The sequence below is a fragment of the Stenotrophomonas sp. TWI1149 genome (genome assembly GCF_039673155.1).
In the GTDB taxonomy this organism is placed as follows: domain Bacteria; phylum Pseudomonadota; class Gammaproteobacteria; order Xanthomonadales; family Xanthomonadaceae; genus Stenotrophomonas; species Stenotrophomonas maltophilia_AA.
Window position 1 is genome coordinate 70,386 of sequence record NZ_JBDJLB010000004.1, and the last position, 17,693, is coordinate 88,078.

Sequence of the window (17,693 nt, forward strand, 5' to 3'; positions counted from 1 at the left end):
CGTTCATACGGCGTTAGCACTCCGCCGATCGCGCCCTGTATTGGACGAGCCTCCATCATGCACGAACTTCCGGCCACGAAATGGCAGCTTCACCGTGACGGCGATGTCATCGAGACCCCGCGGGGCCGGCTCTGGCCGGTACGCCTGCCCGACGGCACCCCGGCGATGTTGAAGATGAGCACGCATGCCGAAGAACCCAACGGCCACCTGCTGCTGGACTGGTGGGACGGCGACGGCGCCACGCGGGCGGGTACGCGGGTTTCAGGGGGCTCAGCAAGGTGCTGCCCCGTTGGGGCGCTGTGGCTGCCGGGCGGCGCTGTGACCGCTGCTGGAACAGTGCAGATCGCGGGTGCAGCGGCTGCTGGCCGACCCGCGCGAAGGGCTTTCGGCCTCAGCCGCTGGCCTTTTCCATCGTGCACAGCAGCGGATGCTGGTTCATGCGCGAGAATTCGTTGACCTGGGCCACCTTGGATTCGGCGACCTCGCGGGTGAACACCCCGCACACGCCGCGGCCGCGGGTATGCACGTGGAGCATCACCTGGGTGGCCTTGTCCAGGTCCATGGAGAAGAAGTGCTGCAGGACGGTCACCACGAAATCCATCGGGGTGTAGTCGTCGTTCAACAGCATCACCTGGTACAGCGGCGGCGGCGCGACCTCGGGACGTGCAGGCTCAAGCAGCACGCCGTGGTCGTGATGAGTTTCGTGGGAAGTCTCGCGGGGCATCCCCCCATTATAGGGCCCCGCTCCGCCGGATTGGACGTCGCCCCCTGCGGCCCTTCACAATCTGCACTCTCCAACCAGACGTTCACAGGGATTTCATGAAAAGGATTGCTGCCGCACTGCTGCTGGCCGTGACTGCCACCGGCGCCCATGCGGCCGAGCCGGACAAGGCTGTCGGGCGTGCACTGGACACGCTCGACTACACCTACGAGGTGGACGAGGACGGCGACTACAAGATGGTCTTCGACATGGACGATGGCCGCAGCCAGCTGGCCTTCGTGCGCTCCACCGTCGAGGAGTTCGGCAAGCACACGATCCGTGAGATCTGGTCGCCGGCCTACAACGCGCCGGGCAAGCAGTTCCCCGCCGCGGTGGCCAACCGCCTGCTCGAGGATTCCCAGGATGCCAAGATGGGCGCCTGGGTGAAGCAGGACCAGCTGGCGATGTTCGTGGTCAAGGTCGACGCCAACGCCACGCCGGAGGCGCTCAGCGACGCGATCGATGCCGCTGTCCGCACCGCCGATGCGATGGAGCTCGAGCTGACCGAGCAGGACGAGTACTGAGGTGAGCGCCGTGCAGGAACCGCGCTGGACGCCCCATGTCACCGTGGCCACCGTGGTGGTCCGTGACGGGCGTCTGTTGCTGGTCGAGGAGGCGATTGACGGTCGCCAGGTGCTGAACCAACCTGCTGGGCACCTGGAGCCGGACGAAAGCCTGGCCGCTGCCGCGGTCCGCGAAACACTGGAGGAAACCGGCTGGACGGTGCGCCTGAGCGCCTTCATCGGCACCTACCAGTGGACCGCCCCGGACGGCACGCCGTTCCTGCGTTTTGCCTACGCGGCCGAGGTGCTCTCGCACGATCCCGCGCGTCCCCTCGACACCGGGATCCTGCGCGCGCTCTGGCTGACTCCGGCCGAGTTGAAGGCCGATCCGGCCCGCCTGCGCAGCCCGCTGGTGTGGCAGGTGGTCGCCGACTACCTCGCCGGCCAGCGCCATCCGCTGTCGCTGGTGAAGGAGGTCGCATGAGCACCCCACGGATCATGGTCGGGGTCTCCGGCGGCGTGGACTCCTCGGTCGCGGCCTGGCGGCTGGTCCAGCAGGGCGAGCCGGTGGCCGGCCTGTTCATGCAGAACTGGGCCGACGACGGCAGCGGCGACTGCCGCGCCGAAGATGACCGTCGCGACGCCGTGGCGGTCTGCGGCCTGCTCGGCATCCCGTTCCACTTCCGCGATTTCTCCGGCGAGTACTGGCAGGGCGTGTTCGAGCACTTCCTGGCCGAGTACGCGGCCGGGCGCACGCCCAACCCGGACGTGCTGTGCAACCGCGAAGTGAAATTCAAGCATTTCCTCGACGCCGCGCGTGAGCTCGGCGCCGAGCGCATCGCGACCGGGCATTACGCCCGCATCGCGCAGGTCGGCGGGCGCTGGGCGCTGCTGCGCGGCGCCGACCGCAGCAAGGACCAGAGCTACTTCCTGCACCAGCTGGGCCAGGAACAGCTGGCCGCCACGCTGTTCCCGATCGGCGACCTGCAGAAGAACGACCTGCGCCGGATCGCCCGCGACGCGCGGTTGCCAACCCATGCCAAAAAGGACTCGACCGGGATCTGCTTCATCGGCGAACGCGACTTCCGCGAGTTCCTCGGCCGTTACCTGCCGGCAAAGACGGGTGAGATCCGCGATCCTGATGGCGCCCTGATCGCCGAACATCCCGGCGTGTTCTACTTCACGCTCGGCCAGCGCGAGGGCCTGAACATCGGCGGCGTGCGTGGCCGGCCGGCCGCGCCGTGGTACGTGGTGGGCAAGGATGTCGCCAGCAACGTGCTGTATGTCGACCAGGATCGCGAGAGCCCCTGGCTGCAGTCGACCCGGCTGCATTCCGAAGTCGCCCACTGGATCGCCGGCGCTCCGCCCGCGCGCCGGTTCGACTGTACCGCCCAGACCCGCTACCGCCAGCCGGATGAACCGTGCACGGTCACCGTGCGCGACGATGGCACCCTGGAGGTGCGCTTCGCCCGGCCGCAGCGTGCCGTCACCCCTGGTCAATCGCTGGTGTTGTATGACGATGAGGTCTGCCTTGGCGGCGCTGTCATCGCCGCCACCGATGCGCCACTGGAACAGCGCCTGCGCGCCACCCCTTCTCCTTTCGAGGTATCTGCTGCATGAGTTTTTCCGTCGACGACCGCGTTCTTGCTCTGGCCGGCATCGCTCAGGCCCTGCAGCAGGTGCGCCGCATCGCCGAGACCGGCCACTCCGAAGCCGCCGTGGTCCGCACTGCGGTGGACAGTGTATTCCGCATCGACGCGGCCAGCCCGCAGGAGATCTACGGCAGCGCCAGCAATGTCGCCCCGGGCCTGCGCCTGCTGCACAACTACCTGAGCAGCCAGGGCCAGGACGAGCACGTGCCGCGGCTGGCGCTCTCGGTCCTGCAGCTGGAGCGCCGCTTCGTGCGTGAGCACGCGCTCGTGGCCAAGGTCAGCACCGGCATCGAGCGTGCCCAGGCGCAGGCCAGCGAGCTGGGCGACAGCGCCCATCCCGACGTGCTCGCCGCGCTGGGCGGCCTGTACGCCGACACCATCAGCAACCTCAAGCCGCGCGTGATGGTCCAGGGCAACCCGCACTACCTGGGCCAGGCCGGCGTGGTCGCCGAGATCCGTGCCCTGCTGCTCGCCGCGGTCCGTTCGGCGGTGCTCTGGCGCCAGACCGGCGGCCAGTACTGGGATTTCCTGTTCTCCCGCAAGACCATGCTGGAAGCGATCGCCCGCCAGCTGCGCTGACCTGTGCAGCCACCCATGGGGTGGCTCTACATGGGGGCCGGAACGCGCGGTTTTTGATCGAATGTGAGGTGCAGGACTAAAGCAAACCGGGGTACGGCCGATACAGCATCCGTGCACCTCCCCGAGAACGTCCATGTACTCACGCCTCTTCATCCGCCTGGCCGCCCCCCTGGTCCTGACCCTTCTGCTTCCCTTTGCCATTGGCTTCGAGTGGCCGGCCGCCCTGCGTTGGGCGATCCTGACCACGATGACGCTCAGCTGGCTCGGCTTTGCCTGGTGGTCGGCCCGCGCCCAGACCCAGCGTTCGCCTGAACAGGCCCGCATCCTGCGCGAGCAGGACCAGCTGCTGACCGAGCTGCGCTCGTTCGTCGGCAACGAAATCGACGGCTCGCGTGGCGAAGTCGAACGTGCCCGCGACCTGATCCGCCACGCGGTCAGCGGCCTGGGCAGCAGCTTCGATGCCATGAACCGCAAGTCGCGCCAGCAGAGCCAGGCATTGGCCCGCATCGTCGACCGTGCCGGTGAAGACGGCGGTGCCGGCGTGGACGTGGCCCGTTTCGCCCAGCATGCCAGCCAGCGCATGGAGCAGCTGGTCGAAGCGCTGGAGCAGGTCAGCGGCCAGAGCAGCAACACCGTGCAGCACATCGACCAGATGGCGCAGCACCTGGATGGCATCTTCGCGCTGCTGGAAGACGTCAAGTCGATCGCCGACCAGACCAACCTGCTGGCGTTGAACGCCGCCATCGAAGCAGCGCGTGCCGGTGAAGCCGGTCGTGGATTCGCGGTGGTTGCCGACGAGGTCCGCAACCTGTCCGAGCGCTCGACCACCTTCAACGAGCAGATCCGCAAGCTGGCGCACAGCTCCAAGGACGCCATCGCCAAGGTCCGCGAGACGGTTTCGCACATGGCCTCGCGCGATATGGACCGTTCCCGCGAAGCGCGCCACGAAGCCGCGCAGATGCTGGACAACGTGGCCCAGATCAACGCCTCGCTGGGCGATGGGATGCGCGAGATTTCCGACTGCGGCCGCGCCATCGACAGCAGCGTCGCCGAAGCGGTCCGCGCCCTCCAGTTCGAAGACATCGCGACCCAGGCCCTGGGCGGCGTGCATACCCACCTGGATCGCCTGACCGCGATCAACCGCGAGGCCGTGGCCCTGCAGGAACTGCTGCACCGCAGTGGCGGCGTGTTCGACGAAGAGGTCGTGACCGCCCTGCAGCGCACCGGCGCCCGGCTGCGCGACATGCGCACCGAATGGGAGCGCCCGCCGCACAAGGCGGTCGCCCAGCAGAGCATGGCCGCCGGCGCGGTCGAACTGTTCTGATCCAGCGGTAACGTGCCGCACGCGGCACACCCTGCGGCCCCGGTACCCCCGGGGCCGTTGCGCTTGCACTCCCCGTCCTGGCTGCAGATGATCGTCCGATGTTGAATGCGTCCGTGTTGTCCGTTGCATCCGTTGTCCCCGCCGAGCTGGACCCGGCGGTGCAGAGCAGTGACGGCGCTGTTCCCGTTGCCCTGCCTGCAGCCTTGGCGGTGCCGGCCACCCCGCTGCAGGGGCGCGCCCTCATTGAACGACTGGAGCAGCTTGCGCAGAAGGAACTGGCGCAGCTGGCCAGGCATCCCTCGCACGCTGTTGCCGCCCTGCCCTCCGCCATCGATCCCGCCATCGCCGGCCTGGCGTGGGACCTGGGTTTGAGCGGTGATGATCTGGACGCGGCTGCGCGCTGAGGCACGACAACCCGATATCCTCCAGCCCTGCATCGGGTGAGAGCGCATGACAGTTCGGCTGAGACAACTGGCAGTGCACGCCCAGGGACTGGGGTCCTCCTCTCGCTTCGGTGCCGGGATCGATGGCGCGCTTCAAGCTGTCTCGCATCTGGGCTACGTCCAGATCGACACCCTGTCGGTCATCGAGCGCGCGCATCACCACGTACTGTGGAATCGGGTCCCTGGCTACGACCCGGCATGCCTGAACCAGCTCATCGGCGAGAAAAAGCTGTTCGAGTACTGGTTCCACGCCGCTGCCTACCTTCCGATGCGCGACTATCGCTTCGCGCTGCCGCGAATGGCCTCGATACGCACGGGGGAAAGCCGCTACTTCTGCAACGGCGATCCACGCCTTATGAAGGAGATCCTTGCGCGGATCCGCTCAGAGGGTCCGCTCAGGCTGCGGGACCTTGAGACGGGTGACACCGGCAGCGGCAGCTGGTGGAGCACCGGTCCGGGCCGTCGTGCCGTCGAAACGCTCTTCATGCGCGGCGATCTGATGGTCTGCGAGCGCCGCGGCGCCGAGAAGCGCTACGAGCTTGCAGAGCGCTGCCTGCCGGATGATCTGGACCTGAGCATCCCCGATGATCACGAGTACGCCGCCCATCTTTTCGATACCACGCTCAGGGCACACGGCGTCTTCACCGCGACCCAACTGCTGCATCTCCGGAGCGGCAAGGCGCTCCGCGCCGCCATGCGCGACGTTGTCCATGATCGGATCACTGCAGGCAGCATCCAACGGCTGAAAGATCTCAAGGGTCTGGACGTCTACGTCGACAGTGCTGCGCTGGAATCCGCACCTGCCTCCCGCAAGGCGGTCACGATTCTCTCGCCCTTCGACAACTTGGTCATCCACCGTGATCGCCTCAGTGCGCTGTTCGGCTTCGACTATCGGATCGAGTGCTACACCGCCGCCCCTAAACGCGCGTTCGGCTACTTCTGCCTGCCCGTGCTGTTCGGAGACAGGCTGGTGGCGCGGGTCGACTGCAAGGCCCACCGCGGAGAAGCGCGGTTCGAGGTGATCAGCGCACACTGGGAAGGGGCCGCGGATCGGAATGAGGTCCTGCCGCATCTCGCCAGTGAGCTCCAGCGCTTCGCCGGGTTCAATGGATGTACCACGCTCGATGACGCTGCCCTGAGCAAGCGCGCAGGTCGGCCGAGGGCGCTGCAACGGGGCTAGCGACACCCTTGGCGCCGCCTCCGCCTCCGCCTGGCCGGCAGTGCCATGCCAGGCGCATGGCCCGTCAGGAGGCGACGCGGGCCATCCTCACACGCTTTGCGTCACCGCCACATAGCTCTCGCGCGAGGGCGTCTGGGTACCGAGCTTCAACCACTGCGCCAGATCGCGCGGCGCCAGCGGACGCGAGTACAGGTAGCCCTGGATCTCGTCGCAGCCCTGGCGACGAAGCATCGCCTCTTCCTGCTCGGTCTCCACGCCTTCGGCGACGACTTTCATGCCGAGCGCGTGGCCCAAGTGCACGATTGCCTGGGTGACTTCGGCGGTGCCGGCGTCGTGCAGCATGCCCTGGACGAAGCTGCGGTCGATCTTCAGGCGACCGACCGGGAAGCGGTTGAGGTAGTGCAGGTTCGAGAAGCCGGTGCCGAAGTCGTCCACCGCCAGCGGCACGCCGTGGCGCTCGAGGACATCGAAGCAATGCCGCAGCACATCGGTGTCGCGGATCAGGGCGGATTCGGTCAGCTCCAGCTCGAGGCGCTGCGGTGGCCAGCCGTGGGCGTGGCAGATATCGATCACGCGCTCGGCGAAGCCGCGGTCGCGCAGCTGCACGGCCGAGACATTGACCGCCACGCGGTCGAACTTCAGGCCGGCGGCGTCCCACGCGGCGGCCTGGCGGCAGGCTTCGGCCAGCACCCAGTCGCCGATCCGCACGATCTCGCCGCACTTCTCGGCGATCGGAATGAACTCGGCCGGGCTGCAGTAGCCGATGCCGGGACGATGCCAGCGCAGCAGCGCCTCGATCGCCGGGGGCTGGTCGTTCTCGGCGTGCAGCAGCGGCTGGTAGGCCAGGGTGAACTCTTCGCGTTCGATCGCGCCCAGCAGCGCGTGCTCGATCTCCAGCTTGCGCTGGATCTTGGCCAGCGCGTCCTGGCTGTAATACTGGTAGGTATTGCGTCCGGCTTCCTTGGCCGCGTACATCGCCGCATCGGCGGCCCGCAGCAGTGATTCGAAATCCTGGCGGCTGTCATCGAGCATCGCGATGCCGACGCTGGCACCGACCTTCAGCGTGCTTTCCCCGCGGTGCAGCGGCTCGGCCAGCGAGGCGATCAGCTTGCGTGCCACGTGGCCTGCATCTTCCGGCGCCGCGAGGTCACGCAGCACGACGATGAACTCGTCGCCACTGAAGCGGCCGAACAGATCGTTGTTGCGCAGGCTCTGGTGCAGCCGCGAGGCGGCCGCCTTGAGCAGCGCATCGCCGGTGGCGTGGCCGAAGGTGTCGTTGATCGTCTTGAAGCCGTCCAGATCGATGAATAGCATCGCCAGCGGGCTGCCGCGGTCGCGGGCTTCTTCGATGGCGTCGGCGGTCTGCTCACGCAGCAGCATGCGGTTGGGCAGGCCGGTGAGCAGATCGTAGTGGGCCAGCAGTTCGATGCGCTCGTTGGCCTCGCGCTCGCGGGTGATGTCACGGAACAGCACGACGAAGCGCGTCGGCAGGCCATCGCGCCTGTCCAGTTCGATCAGCACCTGGACCCAGATGCGCAAGCCGGACTGGCGGTAGAAGCACAGGTCCAGCTGTTCGGGCAGCCCGCCGTCGGCGATGCGCAGCAGGGCCGCCTCGAAGGCGTCGCGCGAGTCCTGGGTGTACAGGCCCAGCGCCTGGTCCAGGCTGATCGGCTCCTTGCGCAGCCCATGGATGCGGTAGCACTCCTCGGTCCACTGCATGTGGCGGGTGCCGACCTCGATCTCGCAGCCGCCGATGCGGCCCAGCGCGGAGACCCGGTTGAGCAGCTCGGTGCGCCAGCGGATCAGCGCATCGGTCTGGTGTTGTTCGGTGATGTTCTGGACCTGGCCCAGCAGGCGCTGGATGCGTCCGTCCGGGCCGATCAGCGGCTGCATCCACACGCGCAGGTGCAGCGCGCCGGTGCCACGGACCAGCTCAAGCTCCAGCGTGGTCGCCGCGCCATCGCGCCACATCCGGCGCCAGGCACCGCGCAGCCGGCCACGCGATTGCGGCTCCAGCTGCCGCAACCAGTGCCGTCGGCCGTGCATCGAATCCTCGCCCATCTCCAGCAGCGCCCGGAACTCGGGCGACCACCAGAACCGGCGTGCCTCCGGATCCCAGGACCAGCTGCCCATGCTGGCGATGCGCTGGGCTTCGCGCAGGTGCACCTGCTGCTCGCGCAGCTGGGCTTCCATCTGCTTCTGGGCCTGGATGTCGGTATGGGTGCCGACCATGCGCAGCGGTTGCCCGTCGGCGGTGCGGGTCACCACCCGGCCGCGGTCCAGCACCCAGCGCCACCCGCCGTCCGGGTGGCGCGCGCGGAACTGGGCGGTATAGGCGTCGCTCTCGCCGCGCAGGTGCGCGTCCATTGCCACGCGCAGCGCCGGCTGATCATCCGGGTGGACGTTCTCCAGCAGGGCACTGACGACCTCGGCGCGCACATGCGAGTCTTCCACGGGCTGGCCGTCCCAGCGTCGTGAGCGGCGCACGCTGTCGCTGGGCAGGTCCCAGTCCCACAGGCCATGCCCGGCATGGTCCAGCGCCAGTTCCCAGCGGCTGCCCGCGTAGGCGGCGACCGGCTCGGGCACGCTCAGGGTGAAGGCCAGCAGGTGCCCATCCGGATCGTGCACGGCGCGCATCCAGCCATCGAACCGGCCGCCGGGCCCGCCGGGAAGCTGGCAGGGCACCAGGCCGCCGTCGGCGGCGAGCAGGCGCAGGTCTTCCAGTACCTCGCCGTATGCAGCGATCGTGGCCGGCAGGCCATGCTCGCGCGCGGCCGGGTTGGCGGCGATCGGACGACCTGCACGGTCGAGGATCACCAGCGCCGAGGCCAATGGGTGCTGCAGCAGACTCGCGATAATCCCTTGGTCCACGCCCTGTAACTCCGATAACGCACCCGACAACCGGGGAACGCAATCGTTAACGGCGGGCGCTGCGGATTATTGAGTTCCCTCGCGCCCTGCATCCTCACCCGGGGCAGGTAAGATGACGCTTGCCTTGTCCGATTGGCCCCGCCCTGCCCATGTCCACCCCTTTGCCAGGCCCTTCCGAACGCGCTGCCGAACCCCCTCTCGCCCGCGATCTGCGCCGCGACCGCTGGCGCGTGGTCGTGGCCTACCTGGTCCTGGCCCTGGTCTGGATCCTGTGCAGCGACGCGGCGGTCAAGGTGCTGGCCGGTGACCTGCAGACGGCCGCGCAGTGGCAGACCCTCAAGGGCACGTTCTTCGTGGTGGCCAGCGCGGCACTGATCTATCTGCTGCTGCGCCCGCTGGCCCAGCACGTGCTGCATACCCACGCGCGGCTGGAGCATTCGGAAACGCGCCACCGGCAGATGTTCGAGGGCAACCCCGGCCCGATCCTGGTCTATGACCTGGAATCGCTGGCGATCCTGGACGTCAATCCGGCTGCCGCAGGGTTCTTCGGTTTCAGCCGCGAGGCCTTCACCGCGATGCCGATCACCGCGTTGTGGCCGCCCGGCCACGAGGCCATGCTCGCGGCCAAGCTGGAGCATATCCGCGCCCATCCCGAGCAGCTGTGCGTGATCACCGCCGATCTGCGCCTGAGCGATGGCAGCACACGGCGCATGGAGATGCGCAGCAACTTCATCGATTACGGCGGCCGCCGCGCGCGCCTGTTGATCGCGATCGACCGCACCCGCGAAGACCAGGCCCTGCTGCGCCGCGACCAGGCCCTGGCCCGGGTCGAGGAAGCGCACGAAATGGCGCGCATCGGTGCCTGGGAGATCGACCCGGCCACGGGCCTGGGCCGCTACGCCAACCAGGTCTATCGCCTGCTCGGCCGGCGCCCACCCGAAGCCCGGCGCTGGCACCGCTTCGACGAGCTGCTGGTCCCGGCCGATCCGGCCACGGCGGCGCTCAGCGAACAGTTGCTGCAGGAGATGGGCTCCGGCGAGCCGGTGCAGATCGATGTGCTGCTGCCGCTGCTGGCGATGGACGGGCGCGCCCTGATGGTGCACCTGCGCGCCGAGAGCGGCCAGGATGATGCCGGGCGCCCGCGCGTGCTGGGCACGCTGCAGGACGTCACCGAGCGCGAGCAGTCGCGGCGCCTGCTGCGCGAGCGCGAAGAACAGTTCCGCGAGCTGGTACGGGTGCTGCCCGACGGCGTGGTGATCCTGTCCGAAGAACACGTGCTGTATGCCAACGCGTGCGCGGCCACCCAGTTCGGCTACGGCCACAACACACTGCTGGGCGAGCCCCTGGCCGCGCTGGTCACCGCCGATGACCTGCCCCGCGTGCGCGCCCAGCTGTTCGCGCAGTTGCCGCCGCAGAGCGCGGGTGCTGGCGAGGTGATCGGCATGCGGCGCTTCAACGGCCACGCCTTCCAGGCTGGGCTGGCAGTCGGCGACGTACGCTACGGCGGGCGCGACTGCAAGCTGCTGATCGTGCGCGACCTCAGCGAGCCCGAGCGCATCCGCGAGGCGCTGGAAACCAGCAACCGCGAGCTGCAGGCCATGGCCGGGCGGTTGTTCTCGCTGCAGGAAGACGAGCGCCGGGCCATCTCCCGTGATCTGCACGACGACATCGGCCAGGCGATCACCGCGATGAAACTGTCCGCGTATGCCGCGCAGGACGAGCAGGATGCCGCCCGCCGCGACGAGGACCTGGCCCAGATCATCCAGTTGGCCGACGCGACCGTCGGCAAGCTGCGCGACATCTCCACCCTGCTGCGCCCACCGCAGCTGGACGCGCTGGGGCTGGAAGCGGCCCTGCGCTGGCAGGCCGGCGTGCTGTTCCGCTCGGCGGCGATCGAGCTGCTGCCGGATATCCAGTCGCTCCCGCGGCGGCCGGCCGGCGACATCGAACAGGCCTGCTTCCGCATCGCCCAGGAAAGCCTCACCAACGTACTGCGCCACGCACGCGCCAGCCAGGTCAACCTGCACCTGCGCGATGTCGACGACCACGGCCTGCACCTGCAGGTGCGCGACGACGGCGAGGGCTTCGACCCGGACGGCCCGCGCGGGCTGGGCCTGATCGTGATGCGCGAGCGCGCGCAGAGCGTGGGTGGCACGCTGCGCATCGAATCGGCGCATGGTGCCGGTACCCTGATCGACCTTTACCTGCCGTACCGCGCCACCGGCGCGACGGCTCACGACGCACTGGAACACTGAGCTCATGTGGAACCCTTCTCTGCCCCTGGTCAGCATCGAAGATGCCCCGCCCCGCCTGGGCGCCGGCAATCCCGAACTGCAGGCGATGGTGACCGAGGCCGCCTCGGGCGGCACGCCGCTGATGCTGATGCACGTGGATATCGACCACTTCGCCTCGGTCAACGAGAACATGAGCGCCGAGGTCGGTGACCAGGCACTGGTGCTGGTCGCCCAGCGGCTGCAGCACCACCTGCGCGGCCGCGGCAAGCTGTGGCGGCATGGCAGCGACGAGTTCCTGCTGGCGGTGCCGCGCACGGCCGACATGCCGCTGCCGGAGGACCTGGCCGAGGAGATCCGCCAGCAGCTGGAGCTGCCGCTCTCGGTGCTGCCGTACACGCTGTTCATGACCGGCAAGCTGGGCGTGAGCCTGTGCCCGGAGCATGCCACCGGGGTGTCGCGCCTGCTCGACCATGCCGAGGACGCGCTGTACCAGGCGGCCCGCGAAGGCGGCAATGCGGTGCGCATCCATGCGGTGGACACGCCCTCCAGCGCGCACAGCGAGAGCATCATCGCGCGCCAGATTGTCGACGCGATCCCCAATGGCGAGCTCAAGCTGCGCTACCAGCCGCTGGTCAGCGCCCGCGATGGCCATGTGGTCGGCATGGAGGCGCTGCTGCGCTGGCAGTCCCCGACCTTGGGCATGCTGGTGCCGGAGCGCTTCATGCGCACCGCCGAACGCCTGGGCATCATCGTGCAGATCGGCACCTGGGTGCTGGAAGGCGCGCTCAAGCAGGCCAGGCTGTGGCGCGACCAGGGCTTCGATGACTTCACCATCGCGGTCAACGTCTCCACCCTGCAGCTGCTGCGGCCCAACTTCTTCGCCGAGGTGATGTCGCTGATGCAGGCCGCCGGCGTCCCGGCGCAGATGCTGACGCTGGAGATCAATGAAAGCGCGCTGACCAACAACGTCAACTTCGTCCACGAAACCCTGGTCAACCTGCGCAATGAAGGCATCAGCCTGAGCCTGGACAACTTCGGTACCGGCGACTCCAGCCTCAGCGCGCTGGTCCGCTATCCGGTGGACAAGCTCAAGATCGACCGCAGCTTCATCAAGAGCGCACCGGCCGGCAACCGCGAGGCCGCGATCGCGCGCGCGATCATCGCCATGGGCCACCAGCTGGGCATGACGGTGATCGCCAACGGCGTGGAATCCCAGGCGCAGCTCGGCTTCCTGCGCCGCAACGACTGCGATGTGTTCCAGGGCTATCTGTTCGGCGAACCGATGTCGGCCGATGCGGCCGGCATGACCCTGCGCCGGCGCTACCTGCGCCCGGAGGCCTTCGCCGAGACGCGCCCGGACCGGACGCTGCTGCTGCTGGACGACGAAGAGAACGTGCTGCGCTCACTGGTGCGCCTGTTCCGTCGCGATGGCTACCGGATCCTGGCCGCGGGCAACGTGCGCGATGCGTTCGACCTGCTGGCGATCAACGACGTGCAGGTGATCCTGTCCGACCAGCGCATGAGCGACATGAGCGGCACCGAGTTCCTGGGCCGGGTGAAGATGCTTTATCCGGATACGATCCGGCTGGTGCTGTCCGGCTACACCGACCTCAACACGGTGACCGACGCGATCAACCGCGGCGCGATCTATCGCTTCCTGACCAAGCCGTGGAACGACGACGAACTGCGCAAGCACATCCACCAGGCGTTCCGCACGCACGAAGAACAGCGGCGTGCGAACACCGCCCCGGTGGCAGCCGCGCCGGCCGCCGACTGACAGGCGCGCGGCCCGGTAGTGCCGGCCGCTGGCCGGCTCCAAGGGATAGCTGATGTCTGCGAGGAGCCGGCCAGCGGCCGGCACTACCCGTGTCCGATCGCTGCGAGGAGCCGGCCAGCGGCCGGCACTACCCGTGTCCGATCAGCGCGGCTGCTTGATCGGCAGCACCAGCCGGAACCGTGAACCCACGCCCGGCGTGCTGTCCAGGTCGATGCGGCCGTGGTGCTTGTTGATGATGCTGTAGGAGATCGACAGGCCCAGGCCGGTGCCGCTGCCGACCGGCTTGGTGGTGAAGAACGGATCGAAGATGCGCTGGCGCAGGTCCGGCGAGATGCCGCCGCCGGTATCTTCGAACTCCACCCAGACCGTGTCGCCGTCCACCCCGGTGCGCACGTTGATCGTGCCGCGATCGGCGATGGCGTGGCCGGCGTTGAGCAGCAGGTTCATGTAGACCTGGTTCAACTCGGACGGCAGGCACTCCACCAGTGGCAACTGGCCGAACTCGCGGTGCAGGGTCACCTTGTACTTGAGCTCGTTCCAGATGATGTTGATCGTGGATTCCAGGCCCGCATGCAGGTCGACCAGCTTCCACGATTCATCGCGGCCGGAGTACGAGAAGTCCTTCAGGTCGCGAACGATGCGCGTCACCCGCTCGATGCCCTCGCGCGATTCGGCCATCAGCTGCGGCAGGTCGCGGCTGATGAAGTCGATGTCGAAGCGCTGGCGGATGTCGTCGATTTCCGGGATCAGCGCCTTCGGGTCCGGCGCACGCAGGGCCCGCTCGTAGGCTTCGATCACGGTGAACAGGCTGCGCAGGTACTCCTGCAGGCTGCCCAGGTTGGAGTGCACGTAACCGATCGGGTTGTTGATCTCGTGCGCCACGCCGGCGGCGAGCTGGCCGATCGAGGCCATTTTCTCCGACTGCAGCAGTTTTTCCTGGGTGCCGTTGAGGCGCAGGTAGGCCTGGCGCAGCTCGGCATGGCGCTGCTGCAGCTCGCGCTCGTAGTCTTCCTGGCCTTCGATGCGCCGGAACAGCGCCAGGTAATGCCGCTGGCCGCCATCGTCGTGATGGTAGACATGCGCGATGACCATCCGCTCGCCAACCGGCAGGCTGCCGTTCCAGTGGCCGTTGAGGCGCGCCTGTTCCAGCGCGTCGGGCGGCAGCAGTTGGCGCAGCCATTGCGCCGGGGTCAGCTCGGCGTCGCGTTCGTCCTGGCCGAGGATTTCGCTGACCGCGGCGTTGGCCAGGGCCACGCTGCCATCCTCGCGGAACAGCAGCACGCCCTCCTTGATCCGTTCGAACAGGGCAAGCAGGACCGGATGCGGAGGCAACGGCGCGGTGACAAGGGCGGAAGTTACGGTCACGGTCACATCGAGGCAGCAGGAAACAGGCGCTCAATATACGCGGTGACGTTCACATCGGCAGCACGGGGCCGCCAGACGGGGGAGATCAGGCGACCGCGAGCGGCCGCCGGGTGTTGAGCGTGTGCGACTGGCCCTTGGCATCGTACGCCGCCGCATCTTCGCTGCGGCCGAGCTGGCGCAGCGCCCAGTTGACCTCGCGGCGGCGCCGCGAGAGCAGCACGCCGTTGGCGCGGTTGCGCTCGGCCAGCTCCTGCACGCGCTCGGCCTGGCCGAGCGGCAGGGCCGCCTCGAGGGCCCGCAGGGCCTCCAGCTTGGCGCCGGTCGCGCGGATCAGGGCCTGCACGTCATGCTCGACCAATGCCTGGCGTTCGACGTCCAGGGCATCGCTGAGGCGCTGCAGCGGCTCGCTCATCGCCAGCTTCATCCCTGCAGCTGCTGGTCCAGCTCAAGCATGCGCGACGCGATCGCGTCGGGGTTGATCTTGTAGGTGCCGTTCTGCAGCGAATCGCGCACGGCCTGGACACGGGCCGCGTCGATCGCCGGGGCGGTGGACAGTTCGCGCTGCATCGCCTGCAGGCTGGTGGCTTCGCCGGTCAGGCGCAGGCTGTCAGCGGCTTCCACCGGGCGGGCCGGTGCATCGGTGCTGACGCTCGGCTTGGTGCCCGGAGCGACGCTGCGCAGATGGGCGGTGGCCTGCAGGTTGCCGTCGATTTTCTGGCTCATGGAGTTGTCCTGGGAATGCGGTTCACAAGGGATAACGGCCGGTCGGGCGCCATCTTTAGGGGAATATTGCAGGTTTTACGGGAAATGTGGCCCGTATTCACACTCGTGTTCAGCGCGTCACTAAAACGTCACCACTGGCCGCGACGGTGCCCTGCACGATCTTGCGCGAGGAAAGGTTCTCGACCGAGACCCGCTCGTTCTCGCCGGCATCGGCCATGGCGCGTCCGGCGACCCGGACCTCCACCCCGCCCCGCCGCGACACCAGCGCGACACTGTCGCCCCGGCGCACCAGCCGCTGCGCGACCAGGTCATTGGCCGAGAGCAGGCTGCCGGCGCTCAGGGTCCTGCGTGCCACGCGGCCGACGGCGGCGGCCGGATCGGCCAACGCAGCACCGGCGATCCGGGCCGCATCACGCTGGCCGGTAGTGATATCGGCCGCTGACAGGGTTTCTCCAGCGGCCACGCCCCGGTTGAGAATGAGCACGGTCTGGTTGCGGCGCACCTTTACCGGCACGAACAGGCGCCAGCCGCCCGCATCGGGGCAGCTGACCTCCACGGTGCTGGTGCCGGTCGGCTGGGCTGCCAGCGGCTGGCCACAGGCGGGCAGGCGCAAGGCCGAGTCCAGCGTAGTGTCGCCTTCACTGCCGGCCGGCAAGGTGCCCAGCGCCGCCTGGCGGATGCTGTCCACCGGCTGCCAGCCACCGGCGGCCCAGGCGGGTGCCGCCAGCAGCAGTGCGGCAAAGACAAGAGAACGCATGGGCACTCCAGGGGCAAGGAACATGCGCAGCACGATGCAAGCCGCATGCCGAACCGGCGCGCACGCCGCGCTCAAGTCATCGCCACCGCCGCCGATACCAAGCCCATGTCCCATGACCTGCTCAACCGCATCGACCAGCGTACGCGACTGGCCGGCCACAATCGTCTGGCCCTGCTGCTGTTCCGGCTGGGTGGACGTCAGCTTTTTGGCGTGAATGTCTTCAAGGTGCAGGAAGTCCTGCGCCGTCCGGGCCTGTTCCAGGTCCCCGGGCTGCCCAGCCAGTTCGCCGGTGTGGCCGATGTACGTGGCCGTTCGGTGCCGGTGCTGGACCTGGGCCTGGCGATCGGCCACCCCGAGCGTGAGCCCGATGCCGACAAGGCGCCGGGCTACCTGGTGGTGACCGAGTTCAACCGCTCGATCCAGGGATTCCTGGTCAGCGGTGTGGAACGCATCGTCAACATCGCGGTGGAGGACATCCATCCGCCGCCGGAGCTGGGCGCTGAATCGAGCTACCTGACCGCGGTCACCCGCTTCCAGGGCGAACTGATCCAGGTGATCGACGTGGAAAGCGTGCTGGCCGACATCGCCGAGATCCGCGGCGAGGCGGTGCTGGACCCCTCCATGGCCCTGCCCGCCGATGCCCCGCCGATGCAGGTGCTGGTAGTGGACGACTCGCGCGTGGCCCGCCAGCAGATCCGCAGCGTGCTCGACCAGCTGGGGGTCGGGGCGACCCTGCTCTCGGACGGCAAGCAGGCGCTGGACCATCTGCTGCAGATCCACGCGTCGGGCGAAAACCCCGCCGAGCGCTACGCCATGGTCATCTCCGATATCGAGATGCCGGCGATGGATGGCTACACGCTGACGACGGAAATCCGGCGTCACCCGGGCCTGGCCGGCCTGTACGTGCTGCTGCACACCTCCCTGTCGGGCGTGTTCAACAACGCGATGGTCGAGCGGGTCGGGGCGAACGCCTTCGTGGCCAAGTACTCCCCGCATGAGCTGGCCGACTTCCTGCTGGACCGCCTGCGCAAGGTGGCGATGGCGGCGTAACACGCCGCCGCGGACCGGCCCGCCGCCCCTATGGCACGCCGCTTGCACTGCCCCAGGCATCGTCCCGTGGGAGTGCGTCATGCCCAATCTGATTTCGAACTATCTGGGTGTCCATGCCCAGGCCATGCCGTTGCGCGAGCAGCGGATGAAGCTGATCGCCAGCAACCTGAGCAATGCCGACACCCCCGGGTACAAGGCCCAGGACCTGGACTTCGATGCCGCCCTGCGCAATGCCCAGGGACTGGATGCCAATGGTCTGATGAAGACCACCAGCGAGAAGCACTATGAGATCGGCGGCGGGTTGAACCCGTTCCAGATCGCCAAGGACGGCGTGCAGCCGAGCATCGACGGCAACACCGTCGACCCGGATGCCGAACGTGCCGCCTACGGCCGCGCCGCGCTGGAATACCGCGCTTCGCTGAGCTTCGTCGAATCCAAGGTGCGCTCCATGCTCACCGCGATCACGGGGCAATAA

General features: G+C 68.2%; 18 protein-coding genes. 12 read left to right on the top strand and 6 right to left on the bottom strand.

Annotated features, from left to right (window positions below; translation table 11 throughout):
• Positions 1 to 57 precede the first annotated feature (57 nt).
• On the top strand, positions 58 to 456 hold the full coding sequence (locus ABE424_RS05805) for an aminoglycoside phosphotransferase family protein (protein ID WP_346501859.1): 399 nt from the start codon (positions 58 to 60) through the stop codon (positions 454 to 456).
• Here ABE424_RS05805 and clpS read toward each other — a convergent pair.
• The gene (gene clpS, locus ABE424_RS05810) at positions 392 to 724 is read right to left on the bottom strand and encodes an ATP-dependent Clp protease adapter ClpS (protein ID WP_176988996.1); all 333 of its coding nucleotides are present in this window, start codon (positions 722 to 724) and stop codon (positions 392 to 394) included. The genes ABE424_RS05805 and clpS overlap by 65 nt on opposite strands.
• Positions 725 to 819: 95 nt before the next feature.
• On the opposite strand from clpS, the gene ABE424_RS05815 reads away from it, so the two are divergent.
• From ABE424_RS05815 to ABE424_RS05845, 7 genes are all read left to right on the top strand, one after another.
• Positions 820 to 1,284 (top strand): hypothetical protein, encoded by a 465-nt coding sequence (locus ABE424_RS05815; protein WP_176988997.1) that lies wholly within the window; start codon positions 820 to 822, stop codon positions 1,282 to 1,284.
• 1 nt (position 1,285) lies between these two features.
• Complete coding sequence (locus ABE424_RS05820; RefSeq protein WP_346492471.1) at positions 1,286 to 1,747, top strand: NUDIX hydrolase; 462 nt, start codon at positions 1,286 to 1,288, stop codon at positions 1,745 to 1,747.
• Complete coding sequence (mnmA, locus tag ABE424_RS05825; RefSeq protein ID WP_179458967.1) at positions 1,744 to 2,883, top strand: tRNA 2-thiouridine(34) synthase MnmA; 1,140 nt, start codon at positions 1,744 to 1,746, stop codon at positions 2,881 to 2,883. Before ABE424_RS05820 ends, mnmA begins: the two co-directional genes overlap by 4 nt.
• Positions 2,880 to 3,494 carry a high frequency lysogenization protein HflD gene (hflD, locus tag ABE424_RS05830; RefSeq protein ID WP_179458968.1) on the top strand — a complete coding sequence of 205 codons (615 nt, stop codon included), beginning with the start codon at positions 2,880 to 2,882 and terminating at the stop codon, positions 3,492 to 3,494. The genes mnmA and hflD overlap by 4 nt, the downstream gene beginning before the upstream one ends.
• A 133-nt stretch (positions 3,495 to 3,627) precedes the next feature.
• Positions 3,628 to 4,818, top strand: a complete 1,191-nt coding sequence (locus ABE424_RS05835; protein WP_346492470.1) for a methyl-accepting chemotaxis protein — start codon at positions 3,628 to 3,630, stop codon at positions 4,816 to 4,818.
• A gap of 98 nt (positions 4,819 to 4,916) precedes the next feature.
• Entirely contained in the window at positions 4,917 to 5,222 is a 306-nt protein-coding gene (locus tag ABE424_RS05840) for a hypothetical protein (RefSeq protein ID WP_346492469.1), read from the top strand.
• 46 nt (positions 5,223 to 5,268) lie between these two features.
• Positions 5,269 to 6,441, top strand: coding sequence for a crosslink repair DNA glycosylase YcaQ family protein (locus ABE424_RS05845; protein ID WP_346492468.1), 1,173 nt, complete (start codon positions 5,269 to 5,271; stop codon positions 6,439 to 6,441).
• 87 nt (positions 6,442 to 6,528) lie between these two features.
• Here ABE424_RS05845 and ABE424_RS05850 read toward each other — a convergent pair whose 3' ends face one another.
• Entirely contained in the window at positions 6,529 to 9,312 is a 2,784-nt protein-coding gene (locus ABE424_RS05850) for an EAL domain-containing protein (protein WP_346492467.1), read from the bottom strand.
• A gap of 149 nt (positions 9,313 to 9,461) precedes the next feature.
• On the opposite strand from ABE424_RS05850, the gene ABE424_RS05855 reads away from it, so the two are divergent.
• Both ABE424_RS05855 and ABE424_RS05860 read left to right on the top strand, forming a co-directional pair.
• Positions 9,462 to 11,567, top strand: coding sequence for a PAS domain S-box protein (locus ABE424_RS05855; protein ID WP_346492466.1), 2,106 nt, complete (start codon positions 9,462 to 9,464; stop codon positions 11,565 to 11,567).
• Between the two features lie 4 nt (positions 11,568 to 11,571).
• Positions 11,572 to 13,323 (top strand): EAL domain-containing protein, encoded by a 1,752-nt coding sequence (locus ABE424_RS05860; protein ID WP_346492465.1) that lies wholly within the window; start codon positions 11,572 to 11,574, stop codon positions 13,321 to 13,323.
• A 141-nt stretch (positions 13,324 to 13,464) separates the two neighbouring features.
• On the opposite strand, the gene ABE424_RS05865 is transcribed toward ABE424_RS05860, so the two are convergent.
• The 4 genes from ABE424_RS05865 to flgA form a co-directional block, all read right to left on the bottom strand.
• Positions 13,465 to 14,688, bottom strand: a complete 1,224-nt coding sequence (locus ABE424_RS05865; protein ID WP_179458974.1) for an ATP-binding protein — start codon at positions 14,686 to 14,688, stop codon at positions 13,465 to 13,467.
• 85 nt (positions 14,689 to 14,773) lie between these two features.
• Positions 14,774 to 15,106, bottom strand: a complete 333-nt coding sequence (locus tag ABE424_RS05870) for a flagellar protein FlgN (protein WP_172407607.1) — start codon at positions 15,104 to 15,106, stop codon at positions 14,774 to 14,776.
• A gap of 2 nt (positions 15,107 to 15,108) precedes the next feature.
• Entirely contained in the window at positions 15,109 to 15,411 is a 303-nt protein-coding gene (flgM, locus tag ABE424_RS05875; protein WP_319209369.1) for a flagellar biosynthesis anti-sigma factor FlgM, read from the bottom strand.
• Between the two features lie 109 nt (positions 15,412 to 15,520).
• Entirely contained in the window at positions 15,521 to 16,168 is a 648-nt protein-coding gene (gene flgA / locus ABE424_RS05880; RefSeq protein WP_179458976.1) for a flagellar basal body P-ring formation chaperone FlgA, read from the bottom strand.
• A 105-nt stretch (positions 16,169 to 16,273) separates the two neighbouring features.
• On the opposite strand from flgA, the gene ABE424_RS05885 reads away from it, so the two are divergent.
• Positions 16,274 to 17,218 carry a chemotaxis protein gene (locus ABE424_RS05885; protein WP_176989010.1) on the top strand — a complete coding sequence of 315 codons (945 nt, stop codon included), beginning with the start codon at positions 16,274 to 16,276 and terminating at the stop codon, positions 17,216 to 17,218.
• A 79-nt stretch (positions 17,219 to 17,297) separates the two neighbouring features.
• Complete coding sequence (gene flgB / locus ABE424_RS05890) at positions 17,298 to 17,693, top strand: flagellar basal body rod protein FlgB (protein ID WP_176989011.1); 396 nt, start codon at positions 17,298 to 17,300, stop codon at positions 17,691 to 17,693.

Coding starts and splice junctions, on each gene's coding strand:
- ABE424_RS05885 (WP_176989010.1), top strand. CDS start 16,274: ATGTCCCATGACCTGCTCAACCGCATCGACCAGCGTACGCGACTGGCC.
- ABE424_RS05835 (WP_346492470.1), top strand. CDS start 3,628: ATGTACTCACGCCTCTTCATCCGCCTGGCCGCCCCCCTGGTCCTGACC.
- ABE424_RS05815 (WP_176988997.1), top strand. CDS start 820: ATGAAAAGGATTGCTGCCGCACTGCTGCTGGCCGTGACTGCCACCGGC.
- ABE424_RS05805 (WP_346501859.1), top strand. CDS start 58: ATGCACGAACTTCCGGCCACGAAATGGCAGCTTCACCGTGACGGCGAT.
- hflD (WP_179458968.1), top strand. CDS start 2,880: ATGAGTTTTTCCGTCGACGACCGCGTTCTTGCTCTGGCCGGCATCGCT.
- flgA (WP_179458976.1), bottom strand. CDS start 16,168: ATGCGTTCTCTTGTCTTTGCCGCACTGCTGCTGGCGGCACCCGCCTGG.
- ABE424_RS05860 (WP_346492465.1), top strand. CDS start 11,572: ATGTGGAACCCTTCTCTGCCCCTGGTCAGCATCGAAGATGCCCCGCCC.
- clpS (WP_176988996.1), bottom strand. CDS start 724: ATGCCCCGCGAGACTTCCCACGAAACTCATCACGACCACGGCGTGCTG.
- ABE424_RS05845 (WP_346492468.1), top strand. CDS start 5,269: ATGACAGTTCGGCTGAGACAACTGGCAGTGCACGCCCAGGGACTGGGG.
- ABE424_RS05840 (WP_346492469.1), top strand. CDS start 4,917: ATGTTGAATGCGTCCGTGTTGTCCGTTGCATCCGTTGTCCCCGCCGAG.
- flgB (WP_176989011.1), top strand. CDS start 17,298: ATGCCCAATCTGATTTCGAACTATCTGGGTGTCCATGCCCAGGCCATG.
- mnmA (WP_179458967.1), top strand. CDS start 1,744: ATGAGCACCCCACGGATCATGGTCGGGGTCTCCGGCGGCGTGGACTCC.
- ABE424_RS05855 (WP_346492466.1), top strand. CDS start 9,462: ATGTCCACCCCTTTGCCAGGCCCTTCCGAACGCGCTGCCGAACCCCCT.
- flgM (WP_319209369.1), bottom strand. CDS start 15,411: ATGAGCCAGAAAATCGACGGCAACCTGCAGGCCACCGCCCATCTGCGC.